The organism is Streptomyces sp. NPDC088194 (assembly GCF_040702025.1).
Taxonomy (GTDB): Bacteria; Actinomycetota; Actinomycetes; order Streptomycetales; family Streptomycetaceae; genus Actinacidiphila.
This window is the reverse complement of the sequence record NZ_JBFBIV010000162.1, coordinates 1-11,484: the sequence shown is the minus strand read 5'-3', so window position 1 is coordinate 11,484 and position 11,484 is coordinate 1. Positions and strand designations below refer to the sequence as shown.

Annotated in this window: 10 protein-coding genes and 1 pseudogene; 6 read left to right on the top strand and 5 right to left on the bottom strand. The window is 72.0% G+C overall.

The annotated features are described in order from the left end of the window. The first annotated feature begins 291 nt into the window (after positions 1–291). The gene (locus AB0399_RS39255; RefSeq protein WP_329365077.1) at positions 292–564 is read left to right on the top strand and encodes a hypothetical protein; all 273 of its coding nucleotides are present in this window, start codon (positions 292–294) and stop codon (positions 562–564) included. Positions 565–1,253: 689 nt separating this feature from the next. On the opposite strand, the gene AB0399_RS39250 is transcribed toward AB0399_RS39255, so the two are convergent. Further along, positions 1,254–1,994: a ferritin-like fold-containing protein gene (locus AB0399_RS39250; RefSeq protein WP_328468929.1), complete on the bottom strand. Its 741-nt coding sequence runs from the start codon at positions 1,992–1,994 to the stop codon at positions 1,254–1,256. A 412-nt stretch (positions 1,995–2,406) separates the two neighbouring features. Between AB0399_RS39250 and AB0399_RS39245 the strand changes: the two are divergent. The 3 genes and pseudogenes from AB0399_RS39245 to AB0399_RS39235 form a co-directional block, all read left to right on the top strand. After that, positions 2,407–4,089: pseudogene (locus AB0399_RS39245) on the top strand (DEAD/DEAH box helicase); the annotation flags it as partial. A gap of 294 nt (positions 4,090–4,383) precedes the next feature. Then, the gene (locus tag AB0399_RS39240) at positions 4,384–5,313 is read left to right on the top strand and encodes an alpha/beta fold hydrolase (RefSeq protein WP_366414540.1); all 930 of its coding nucleotides are present in this window, start codon (positions 4,384–4,386) and stop codon (positions 5,311–5,313) included. A gap of 93 nt (positions 5,314–5,406) precedes the next feature. Beyond that, a complete protein-coding gene (locus AB0399_RS39235; RefSeq protein WP_200823142.1) occupies positions 5,407–5,547 on the top strand; it encodes a hypothetical protein in 141 nt (46 codons plus the stop codon). A 96-nt stretch (positions 5,548–5,643) separates the two neighbouring features. Here the strand turns inward: AB0399_RS39235 and AB0399_RS39230 are convergent, their stop codons facing one another. The 4 genes from AB0399_RS39230 to AB0399_RS39215 form a co-directional block, all read right to left on the bottom strand. Further along, positions 5,644–6,252: a MarC family protein gene (locus AB0399_RS39230; RefSeq protein ID WP_328468924.1), complete on the bottom strand. Its 609-nt coding sequence runs from the start codon at positions 6,250–6,252 to the stop codon at positions 5,644–5,646. Between the two features lie 219 nt (positions 6,253–6,471). After that, positions 6,472–7,335: a PHP domain-containing protein gene (locus AB0399_RS39225; protein ID WP_366414539.1), complete on the bottom strand. Its 864-nt coding sequence runs from the start codon at positions 7,333–7,335 to the stop codon at positions 6,472–6,474. A 193-nt stretch (positions 7,336–7,528) separates the two neighbouring features. After that, a complete protein-coding gene (locus AB0399_RS39220; protein ID WP_328468920.1) occupies positions 7,529–8,167 on the bottom strand; it encodes a DUF6758 family protein in 639 nt (212 codons plus the stop codon). 72 nt (positions 8,168–8,239) lie between these two features. Next, positions 8,240–8,827, bottom strand: a complete 588-nt coding sequence (locus AB0399_RS39215; protein WP_329365089.1) for a suppressor of fused domain protein — start codon at positions 8,825–8,827, stop codon at positions 8,240–8,242. Between the two features lie 420 nt (positions 8,828–9,247). Between AB0399_RS39215 and AB0399_RS39210 the strand changes: the two genes are divergently transcribed. Both AB0399_RS39210 and AB0399_RS39205 read left to right on the top strand, forming a co-directional pair. Further along, positions 9,248–10,393 (top strand): magnesium and cobalt transport protein CorA, encoded by a 1,146-nt coding sequence (locus AB0399_RS39210; protein WP_328468917.1) that lies wholly within the window; start codon positions 9,248–9,250, stop codon positions 10,391–10,393. A gap of 112 nt (positions 10,394–10,505) precedes the next feature. Continuing rightward, complete coding sequence (locus tag AB0399_RS39205; RefSeq protein WP_329373942.1) at positions 10,506–11,393, top strand: DMT family transporter; 888 nt, start codon at positions 10,506–10,508, stop codon at positions 11,391–11,393. The last annotated feature ends 91 nt before the right edge of the window (positions 11,394–11,484 follow it).

The window sequence follows — 11,484 nt, the reverse complement described above, 5'->3', positions numbered from 1 at the left end:
AACTCCACGCAGGTGGACGCCACCACGTGGGCGAACGCCGTGGACCACCCGTTCTCCCTTGCCCCGGGCCGGCCACTCCCGCGAGTTGGCGAACGCGCCGCCACGCCCGGCCGCCAACTCCGCCGAGCGGCACGCCGATCCGGCCCGGCCGCGCCTGGCGCCGCGCCCAACTGGCCGCCGAGGTGTTCGATCCCGGAGCAGACGGGTGAGAGCGCTTTGCGCCGGTGGACGGCGGGGTAGGAGACGTACGGACCGGTCCCGTTCCGTACGTGCCACCGGAGGGATTTCACGATGCTGTGGGAAGCCGTCATCTTCGCCGCCCTCGGGCTGCTGGCCGCCTGGACGGCGAGCCGGATGTTCCCGCTCCGGCTCCCCGCCTCCCCCCTGGTCCTCGCGACCGGCCCGGCCGCCGCACTCGTCGGCGGGCTCGTCACCTACAGCATCGTCGGCGGCAGCCACCCCGAGGCCACCTTCCCCGCGGCCCTCCTCACCTCCGCGGCCCTCCTCAGCGTCCTCTCCCGCCCGCCCCGCCGCGGCCGCCACGCCAAAATCCTGAGCCCCTGACCCCCCGGGGTGGTGTGTTCTGTCGGTTCCGGGACCACCTGCCGGTGGGGGGCTTGTCGCGCCGTTCTCCCCCAGAGCTTCGCCTGGGAGGTGCCCCCACGCGCCCCTGGTTTTCCTCGGCTCCTTCCTTGAAAGAAACCTCGCTCCTTCCGCGGTGCCCGGGTACGCCTGCTCCCGCCGTTCCCGTCGCCGGGCCGTCCACCCGCCGCGCCCAGTCCCTCCACCCGGGTTTCCGGATCACCTGCTGGTGGGCTGCTGGGGCCTGCGGCTTCTCTGGGGGGAGTTGCCCGCGCGTCCTGAGGGGGTGCCCCTTGCGGTCGTGGCTTCACCACCTGCCGGTGGTGGGTTGCGCGCGCAGTTCCCCGCGCCCCTGGAAGTGCTCGGCCCTCCCGCGGATGGAGGGCGCCTCTCAAGAGGCGCGGGGAGATCTCTCAGGGAAGCCCCGGGGAGCAGCAGACCACCGGGAGGTGGTCCGGCAAGCCGGGGGCAGGGGCTGGGCCCGGCGGGTGCTCGGCCCGGGATGGGGCGTGGCCGAGCGTGCGCTACCAGGGCACCGCGGAAGGAGTGAGGCTCATTCCGCGGAAGGGCAGTGCAAAACCAGGGGCGCGGGGAACGGCGCGACAAGCCCCCACCGGCGGGTGGTCCCGGAACCGGCGGAACACACCACCCCGGGGGGTCAGGGGCACCCACTACGCCGCAAGCCCCAGCGAAGCCATCCGCTTGGTGTGCGCCTCCGTGATCCGCGAGAACATCCGCCCCACCTCCGCGAGGTCGAACCCGTCCGCGACCCCGCCCACCAGCATCGTGGAGAGCGCGTCGCGATCCGCGACCACCCGCTGCGCCTGCGACAGCGCCTCCCCCATCAGCCGCCGCGCCCACAGCGCGAGCCGTCCCCCGACCCGCGGCTCCGCCTCGATCGCCGCGCGCACCTTCTCCACCGCGAAGGTGGCATGCCCGGTGTCGTCGAGAACCGCGAGCACGAGCGTGCGGGTGTCGGAGTCCAGCCGCGCGGCGACCTCACGGTAGAAGTCGGACGCGATCGAGTCACCGACGTACGCCTTGACCAGGCCCTCCAGCCAGTCCGACGGCGCGGTCTGGCGGTGGAAGCCGTCGAGCGCCGCGGCGAACGGCGCCATCGCCTCGTGCGGCGCCTCGCCGATCTCCGCGAGCCGGTCCCGCAACTGCTCGAAGTGGTGGAACTCGGCGGATGCCATCGCGGCCAGCTCCGCCTTGTCCTCCAGCGTCGGCGCGAGCTTCGCGTCCTCCGCGAGCCGTTCGAACGCCGCGAGCTCGCCGTACGCCAGCGCGCCGAGCAGGTCGACGACGGCGGCGCGGTACTGCGGCTGCGCGGACGCCGCGGCCCAGTCCTGGGCGGCGATGCCGGTAACGGTCGGCTGGTGGTCGGTGGGCGTCTCAGCAGGCGTGTCCATGCTGGGCACAATAGCCAAGTCCGCGGGCCGCGGACGCCCCCGGTGACGGCTTCACCCGCCCTGTCGCGGCCGCCCCGGTACGCCGCCCGGCGGTGGCCGCCGAGAGGCCGCCGTGACCCGATGACGTCCCGAACGAAACATTTGATCGGGTGCAGCTACGTGTTTCCGGGGTAGAGTGGTAATGCACCCGTCGACAGTCGGCCTGGCATCGACCTACGACGGGCCACGTGTGCAACACCTGGATGCCCGGTCGGTGGCCCGATCGGCTCCGAACCGACCGCCTTCCCGTCATCGGGAGGGGCCCACTCGCGGCTTGAGCGAGGGCAGCGGTCCCGCGCCTAAACGGCCGACCTATGGCCGTACGACACCTCTGCGCGGTCAGTGACCGGTTCGTCGCACCCGACGTGCCGGCTTGCTCGACCCCCTCGCCGCCAGTGCCGCGTCTCACAGAAGAGGCAACATCCTGACCACCACGACTTTTCGCAGCCTTGGAATTCTCGACGAGACCGCCGAAGCCCTCGAGGCCGTCGGCATCACCACCCCCTTCCCGATCCAGGAGATGACGCTCCCGGTCGCCCTCGCGGGCAACGACGTCATCGGCCAGGCCAAGACCGGCACCGGCAAGACGCTCGGTTTCGGCCTGCCCCTGCTGGAGCGGGTCACCGTCGCCGCCGACGTCGAGGCCGGCCGCGCCACGCCCGAGCAGCTCACCGACGCGCCGCAGGCGCTCGTCGTCGTCCCCACCCGCGAACTGTGCCAGCAGGTCACCAACGACCTGCTCACCGCCGGCAAGGTCCGCGCGGTGCGAGTCACCGCGATCTACGGCGGGCGGGCGTACGAACCGCAGGTCGAGGCGCTGAAGAAGGGCGTCGACGTGGTCGTCGGCACCCCCGGCCGCCTGCTCGACCTGTCCGGCCAGAAGAAGCTGAACCTCAAGCACGTCCGCGCCCTCGTCCTCGACGAGGCCGACGAGATGCTGGACCTCGGCTTCCTCCCCGACGTCGAGAAGATCATGGCCATGCTGCCCGCGCGGCGCCAGACCATGCTCTTCTCCGCGACCATGCCCGGCGCCGTGATCAGCCTGGCCCGGCGCTACATGTCGCAGCCGACCCACATCCGCGCCACCGCGCCCGACGACCACGGCGCGACCGTGGCCAACACCACGCAGCACGTCTTCCGCGCGCACTCCCTGGACAAGCCGGAGCTGGTCTCCCGCATCCTCCAGGCCGAGGGCCGCGGCCTGGCGATGATCTTCTGCCGCACCAAGCGGACCGCGGCCGATGTCGCGGAGCAGCTGGAGAAGCGCGGGTTCGCCTCCGGCGCGGTGCACGGCGACCTCGGTCAGGGCGCCCGTGAGCAGGCGCTGCGCGCGTTCCGCAACGGCAAGGTGGACGTCCTCGTCTGCACCGACGTCGCCGCGCGCGGTATCGACGTCGAAGGCGTCACCCACGTGATCAACTACCAGACGCCGGAAGACGAGAAGACCTACCTGCACCGGATCGGCCGCACCGGCCGGGCCGGCGCCTCCGGCACCGCGATCACCCTGGTCGACTGGGACGACATCCCGCGCTGGCAGCTCATCAACAAGGCGCTGGAGCTGACCTTCAACGACCCGGAGGAGACCTACTCCACGTCTCCGCACCTCTACGAGCTGCTCGGGATTCCCGCGGGCACCAAGGGGATACTGCCTCGGGCCGAGCGGACCCGTGCCGGGCTCGACGCGGAAGTGGTCGAGGACCTCGGCGAGACCGGTGGCCGCGGCCGCCGCCCCGCCGGCCGTGACCGCACTCCCGCGGCCCCGGTCGAGGAGCGCGCGCCCCGCACCCGTACCCCGCGGCAGCGCCGCCGCACCCGCGGTGGCACCGCCGTCGCCGGCGAGACCGTGATCGCCGCCGCCACCGAGGCCGTTGCCGTCGCCGTCCCGACGGCCGACGCCCCGGAGGCCGACGAGCCGCGCAAGCCCCGCCGGCGGCGCACCCGCAGCCGCGCGGCCACCGCCACCGCGATCTCCCCGGACGCCCCCGAGCAGACCGCCCCCGCGGATGCCGCTCCCGCGGAGGAACCCGTCAAGGTCCCCCGCCGCCGCACCCGCAAGACCCCCACCGCCTGACCCCCCGGGGGGGGTGGCCCGATCCTGCCGGTTGAGGGACCACCGGCCGGTGGCGGGTTGCCCGCGCGGTTCTCCCCCGGAGCTTCGCCCGGGGGGAGAACCGCGCGACAAGCCACCCACCCGCCGCAAGGTCCTGGTGCCAACGGAACGGGTCACCCCGGAGGGGCGAAGTCACCCACCCGCCGCAAGGTCCCGGGAACCGCAAACAGGGGCACTCGGGGGGGTCACGCCCCCACCAACCGCAACGTCTTGGACATGTGAGCCGCGTAATCTCACTGCATGAGCCGACCGAGCACCCTTGAGCTGCCGACGAACGTGGTCTCGCGCCAGATGAAAACCTCGCGGGGATCGTTCGCGGTGCTGGACGGCGCCCCCGCCGAGGGGGCGGAAAGACGTGGACACGTCCTCCTGATCCCGGGCTTCACCGGAAGCAAGGAAGACTTCCTCGACCTGATCACGCCGTTGACGGCCGCGGGATTCCACGCCGTCTCGGTGGACGGCCGCGGGCAGTTCGAGTCGGCCGGCCCGAGAGACGAGAAGGCGTACGCCCGGAGCGAGTTGGCGGCGGACGTCCAGGCGCAGGCGGTGGCCGTGGCCGAGGCGTACGGCACGGACGCGCCCCTGCACGTGCTGGGCCACTCGCTGGGCGGCCACATCGTACGGGCCGCCCTGCTCTCCGACCGTTCCGTGCCGTACGCCTCGCTGGCGCTGGTGAGTTCGGGTCCGGCCGCGATCGAGGCGCACCAGCAGGTGCGGACGCAGTTGCTGCTCGACCATCTGCCGACGATGGACATGGAGACCGCCTGGCAGGCGATGCGGGCGATGGACGCCGGGGCGGAGGCGGACAGCGCCGGGGACGCGGAGGGGCGCACCCCGACGTGGCTGGAGGACTTCCTGCACCGCCGCTGGTTGGGCACCGTACCCGAGCAACTGCTCGCCACCGCGCGGCAGTTGATGTCCGAAACCGATCGAGTGGCGGAGTTGGCGGCGCTGCCGCTCCCTAAACTCGTACTCTCCGGCGAGGTGGACTACGCCTGGCCGGTGCCGTGGCTGGACGAGATGGCGGTACGCCTCGGCGCGCGGCGCGTCGTGATCAAGGACGCCGGACACTCGCCCAACGCGGAGCGGCCCGCCGAGACCGCGGCCGCGTTGGTTGCCTTCTGGAAGGACGTCGAGGGGCAGCAGAAGGACTCCCTCACCAGCAAGTAGTCAAGGCCGGAAAGTTTTTCGTTAGCCTAGGGAATGTTTTGAAGGGGGTGTTCGTTGACCACACATGTAACGCGCGACGAAGGGAGAAGCCCCATGCGCTTTGAGATCATGCGACTCGACGACGTCAACGGTGAGGCCGTGGACAGCACCGTCGTGGACGCCAACGCTGTCGACAGGATCGTGCAGCAGGCCGCCGCTCTCGGCCAGCGCATCTACATCCGCCCCGCGGACTGATCGCAGGCCCACGTAACGGCGCCCCGTACCGAATGGATGTACGGGGCGCTTTCGTCTGTCCGGGGCCGGATGCCTGGCCCGCCCGGGACCGGAGGGTCAGCCCTCGCCGTGGATGAAGCCGAAGATGCCGTTCGCCACCGACTGCACGGCGATCGCGGACAGCAGCATGCCCGACAGCCGGGTCACCAGCACCACCCCGCCCTCCTTGATCAGCCGGATGATCGCCAGCGAGTACCTCATGGTCAGCCACAGGACCGCGTGCATCGCCACGATCGCCACCCACACCGAGAGCTGCTGCCCGAAGCCGTTCGCGTGCTGCACCGCGAGGATCACCGTCACGATCGCCCCCGGACCGGCCAGCAGCGGCATGCCCAGCGGCACCAGCGCCACGTTCACGTCCTTCGTCTGCGTCGGCTCGTCCGCCTTGCCCGTCAGCAGGTCCAGCGCGATCAGCAGCAACAGCAGTCCGCCGGCCACCCGCAGCGCGGGCACCGACACATGCAGGTAGTCCAGGATCTGCTGGCCGCAGATGCCGAACACGGCGATCACCCCGAGCGCCACGGACGCGGCCTGCCACGCCATCCGCCGCTGCACCTTCGTCGCGCGCCCCGACGTCAGCGCCAGGAAGATCGGCGTGATGCCGGGCGGGTCCATGATCACGAACAGGGTGAAGAACACGGACCCGAACAAGGTGATGTCAAACATGCGGCAGGCTTTCTGAACGTACGAGCGCGCCCCGAAGGGGGGCGCTGAGGGTGGGGGTGTCTCCCGGCGGAGCCGGCGGGAGGACGGGAGGAACTGCGCGACCGGGCACCGCGGAACGCGAGGTTCCGCGCGGCGCCGCGAGGTCCCGCGAGCCGTGGGCAGGGGCAGGAGCGAGGGCAGGGGCCGACCCGGGAGGGCCGACCCGGAGAATCCGACCCGCTAGACCGCCGAGATGGGCACCGCGCCCGTGGCCCGGCGCGCGATCTCCCGGTACACCTCGGGATCGGTGACGCACGCTCCGAGCCGGACCGTCTTGCGGTCGCCGTGGTAGTCGCTCGAACCCGTCGCCAGCAGGTCGTGCTCCGCGGCGAACGCGCGCAGCCGCGCCCTGGTCGCGTCGTCGTGGTCCACGTGGTCCACTTCGATGCCGTCGAGCCCGGCGGCGGACAGCTCGGCGATCACCGCCTCCGGCACGGTCTCGCCGCGCTTGTGCGCCCCCGGGTGCGCGAAGACGGTCACCCCGCCCGCGCCCTTCACCAGCCGCACCGCGTCGAACGGGTCGAGCTCGTGCTTGGGGACGTACCCGCGGCCGTCGTTGGCCAGCCACTGCTCGGTGAAGGCGTCCGAGACGCTGTCGACCACGCCCAGCTCGACCATCGCGGTCGCGATGTGCGGACGGCCCACGGAGCCGTCCCCGGCGATCCGGGCGACCTGCTCCCAGGTGATCGGCACGCCCAGCTCGCGCAGCTTGGCGACCATGCCCTGCGCCCTCGGCACCCGGTCGTCCCGGACGAGTTCGCGCTCGCGGTACAGCTCCGGCTCGGCCGGGTCGAAGAGGTACGCCAGCATGTGCATGCTGATCCCGTCGATCCGGCAGGACAGCTCGGCGCCGGTCACCAACGTCAGGTCCCCAGGTGCTTCCAGCCCCGCCAGCGCGGCGGTCGCCTCGGCGTAGCCGCCGACCGTGTCATGGTCCGTGAGCGCCACCACGTCCAGCCCCGCGGCCGCGGCGTTCCGCACCAACTCAGCCGGCGAGTCGGTGCCGTCGGAAGCCGTGGAGTGGGTGTGCAGGTCTATACGCACGACTCGCTCCGCGGGTGGCTGGGGGTTGGGTGGCCGTCGCCAGGATAACCCGCCCGGGTGGTGCGTTCTGTCGTACGGCTCCCACCGTGCTCGCCCCGGAACACCCGGGCAGATCCAGGGGCGCGCGCGACCCACCACCAACAGGTGCTCCCCCACCGGCAGGACACACCACCCCGGAGGGTCAGGGGCACCGCTACGCGATGAGGCGGGGGGCGAGCGCACCGCACGGCAGGAGGTCGACCTCGGCGCCGGCGTCCCGCAAATCCGTGAGGACGAGCTCGTCGTACATCAGCAGCCCGGTCTGCTCGGGCCAGACGATGGCCCACAGCCAGAGCCCGCGGGCCTCGCCGGCGAAGACCACGCGGTCGTCGGGGACGCCCGCGACGTGCCAGAGGGGCGTGGGGCGCCCGGCCGCGAGGACCTTCGCGTGCGGCGGCATGTCCACGCACATGTTCGGACCGGGGTCTGGCCCGTCGATCCCGGCGAAGCGCGCGCCGAGCCCGACTCCCAACTCCTCTGCCACGAGCATGAGTTCACCGGGACCGCCGAGCGGCCCCGGCCCCGAGCAGGAGACGGCGGTGGCACGGCCGCCGCTGCGGTCGTCACCGGCGGCGGCCACTCCGGAGAAGAGCCAGCCGACCGGCAGCGGCCAGGGCATCCAGACCGGCACCTGGGAGCGGTTCACGACGACGCCGAGCGCTTCGACACTGGGAGGCACCACCGGCTGGAGCGGATACACGGTCCCGTGCACATCGCACTGCCAGGAATCGGCGAAGAGTCCGGGCGCACGGACCCTGCCACCGCACTTCGGGCAACTGGGTTCGCCCCTCATAGATCCCCACGGTCCTCCTGGCCCCTCCCCACGTCAAGGACGATCACCCGTCCGGACCCGCCGCCGCGCACCCTAGGAGGTCAGGGGCACCGCCTTCCGCAGGGCGTCACGCAGATCCGTCTCGTGGGCCAGCCAGCGGTCCTGGAGCGCCGCGGCACCGTGCACGCGTTTCCACGCTGCCTCGGCCGGGGTCATCGGCAGGAGCGGGAAGAAGCGGACCGGGTCGAGGGGGTCGGGGAGGGTGAGGTCCGGCACGAGGCCGCCGGGTTCGGCGACGAGCACCGCGGAGAAGGGCGCCCCCGGCCACAGCGGCTCGGTGGTGTCGAGGGAGCCGCCGGGCGCGATGACGAGGCCCTCCACCTGAGGGGAGGCGGCGAGCACGGCCAGCGGGCGCAGCACTTTGTCGGTGTCGGCGAGCCCCGCCCGGACGGTGAGCAGCAGCTCGCCGCGCGGCCCGCGCAGCGGGTCCGCCACGGTGGCGAGCGGGTCGGCCATCGGCTGCGCGGACATCCCGAGTGTGGCGTATCGCACCAGGTCACCGGTGGTGTAGCGGAGCACCTCGACCCGGTCGGTGCCGACGAAGGTGACCGCGGCGCGGGCGTCGGGCGCGCCGAGGACGTCGGACAGCCGCGCTTCGACGAGCGCCAGGACATCAGCCATACGGCGAGCATAGAACGCGTACAGAACCCGTAAGGCGGCACCGAGGAGGTGCTCGGACTTGCTAAGGTAGGGCGTTCACTCGCGCACCAAGGACATCCCTCAGCGGGGATCGACCGGAGGAGGTGGGGACTGACATGGATCCGAGTCGACCGTGCAGTACCGGCAGCTCTTCCGTATGCCATTTCGCGCGCTGAATTCCCCGCAGTACTCGCACGTCACGCGTTCTCTACCCGGCTGGCCGGGTCCAAAACGCGTCACCTCGCGAGTCGCGGTCCACCCCCGTCGGATGCGAGGGGGAGGCACAGCTCCCGCGGAGCCCGCGACAGCGGAAGAGCGCCCTGAACTGCCTGCGATCACCACGCCCTGATCTGCATTTCAGTGCGGCGCCATGCCGTCGGCCAGTCCGTGAAGGAGCTTGCCATGTCGATGATCCGCGACCTGCGCGCAGTAGTCCGTCCTGCCCTGCGGCCGACCCTGCGCAGGACCACCACGTCCTACGAGTACGACCCCGTCCCGGAGCCGCGCGCCGCCAGCGCGATCGTGGACTGCGCGGTCTACCGCGACGGCCTGCGCCACGGTGACGTCACGGACCCGCACGAGGCGCTGAAGATGGTGCGCGCCGGGCGGCCCGGCCCGCAGTGCGACGGCAGCGACGGCTTCGTGTGGATCGGGCTGCACGAGCCCACCGAGCAGGAGTTCGCGGGCATCGCCGAGGAGTTCGGCCTGCACCCGCTGGCGGTCGAGGACGCCGTCCACGCCCACCAGCGGCCGAAGTTGGAGCGGTACGACAACTCGCTGTTCGCCGTCTTCAAGACGATCCGCTACGTCGAGCACGCCGAGCTCACCTCCACCAGCGAGGTGGTGGAGAGCGGCGAGGTGATGGTCTTCACCGGACGCTACTTCGTGATCACCGTCCGGCACGGCGGGCACGGGTCGCTGCGCGCGCTGCGGCACCGGCTGGAGGACGACCCGGAGCTGCTGGCCAAGGGCCCCTCGGCCGTACTGCACGCGATCGCGGACCAGGTCGTCGACGACTACCTCGCCGTCTCCGAGGCGGTGCAGGACGACATCGACGAGGTGGAGATCGACGTCTTCTCCGCCGACAACGGGAAGACCTCGCGCGGTGGCGACGCCGGGCGGATCTACCAGCTCAAGCGGGAAGTGCTGGAGTTCAAGCGGGCGGTGTCCCCGCTGCTGCGACCCATGCAGCTGCTCGGCGAGCGTCCGATGCGGCTGATCGACCCGGAGATCCAGAAGTACTTCCGTGACGTGGCCGACCACGTCGCGCGGGTGCACGAGCAGGTCACCGGGTTCGACGACCTGCTCAACTCCATCCTCCAGGCCAACCTCGCGCAGGCCACCGTCGTGCAGAACGAGGACATGCGCAAGATCACCGCGTGGGCGGCCATCCTCGCGGTGCCGACCATGATCACCGGTGTGTACGGCATGAACTTCAAGCACATGCCCGAGCTCGGCTGGAAGTACAGCTATCCCGTCGTGCTCGCCGCGACCCTGGCGATCTGTTACGCGATCCACCGGGGCTTCCGCCGCAACGGATGGCTGTAGGGACGCCCGGGAGTCCCCTCCGGAGTGGTACGGCCGGACCGCGGCGGGCCCGTACGCTTGTGCGGTGACCACTCCCGAGAGCACCGCCACCCCGCCCCGTGCGGCATCGGCGGTGGACGAGAAAGCGCCCGAGGCCGGGCGTGGAGTGGACCTGACGCTGCTGGGCGTGGCGATCGCGGGCGTGTCCTTCTCGGCCCCCCTGATCGCGGCGACGGCCGCACCCGCGCTGGCGATCGCCTTCTGGCGGAACGCGATGGCCGTGGGGGTGCTCAGCCCGGTGGCGCTGTGGCGGCACCGCGGCGAGCTGCGGCGGATGGGCCGGCGCGCGCTGGGCCTGTCGGCGCTGGCCGGGCTGGTGCTGGCCGCGCACTTCGGGATGTGGCTGCCGAGCCTGAACATGACGTCGGTCGCCACCTCGACCGCCCTGTGCACCACGACGCCGATCTGGACCACGCTGATCCTGCGGCTACGCGGCCACCGCCCGCCGCGGCTGGTGTGGGGCGGCACCGCGCTCGCGGTCGTCGGCGTGCTGATCCTCACCGGGATCGACCTGTCGACGGACAGCCGGGCGCTGGTCGGCGACGCGCTGGCGCTCGGCGCCGGGCTGGCCGCGGCCGTCTACATGCTGCTCGGCTCGGAGGTGCGGCGGACCGCGACGACCACCGCGTACACCTTCGTCTGCTACACGACCACGGCGGTGGCCCTGCTGTGCGCGTGCCTGGTCTCCGGGTCGGCGCTGGCCGGGTACGACGGGGAGACCTGGCTGAAGATCGCCGCGCTGACGGTGGCGGCGCAGTTGCTGGGCCACTCGCTGCTGAACCGGGTGGTGCGGGGCCTGGGGCCGTCGACCACCTCGACCGCGATCCTGCTGGAGACCCCGGGGGCCGCGCTGATCGCGGGGCTGTGGCTCGGCCAGACCCCGCCGGCGGCCGCGTATCCCGCGCTGCTGGTGATCCTCGGTGGTCTGGCCCTGGTGATCCTCTCCGACCGCCGCCGCTAGGCCGTGTTTTGGAAGTAGCGCCGTCCGCCCAAAGGGCGGGGCCCGTGGCGTCTGGTGCGTGCGATCGCAAGGCGGAGGGTTGTCCTCGTAG

What these genes read in the sequence shown, in the direction of transcription:
- AB0399_RS39230 (WP_328468924.1), bottom strand. Translation starts at nt 6,252, where the DNA reads ATGTTTGACATCACCTTGTTCGGGTCCGTGTTCTTCACCCTGTTCGTG.
- AB0399_RS39220 (WP_328468920.1), bottom strand. Translation starts at nt 8,167, where the DNA reads ATGAGGGGCGAACCCAGTTGCCCGAAGTGCGGTGGCAGGGTCCGTGCG.
- AB0399_RS39255 (WP_329365077.1), top strand. Translation starts at nt 292, where the DNA reads ATGCTGTGGGAAGCCGTCATCTTCGCCGCCCTCGGGCTGCTGGCCGCC.
- AB0399_RS39240 (WP_366414540.1), top strand. Translation starts at nt 4,384, where the DNA reads ATGAGCCGACCGAGCACCCTTGAGCTGCCGACGAACGTGGTCTCGCGC.
- AB0399_RS39235 (WP_200823142.1), top strand. Translation starts at nt 5,407, where the DNA reads ATGCGCTTTGAGATCATGCGACTCGACGACGTCAACGGTGAGGCCGTG.
- AB0399_RS39215 (WP_329365089.1), bottom strand. Translation starts at nt 8,827, where the DNA reads ATGGCTGATGTCCTGGCGCTCGTCGAAGCGCGGCTGTCCGACGTCCTC.
- AB0399_RS39210 (WP_328468917.1), top strand. Translation starts at nt 9,248, where the DNA reads ATGTCGATGATCCGCGACCTGCGCGCAGTAGTCCGTCCTGCCCTGCGG.
- AB0399_RS39250 (WP_328468929.1), bottom strand. Translation starts at nt 1,994, where the DNA reads ATGGACACGCCTGCTGAGACGCCCACCGACCACCAGCCGACCGTTACC.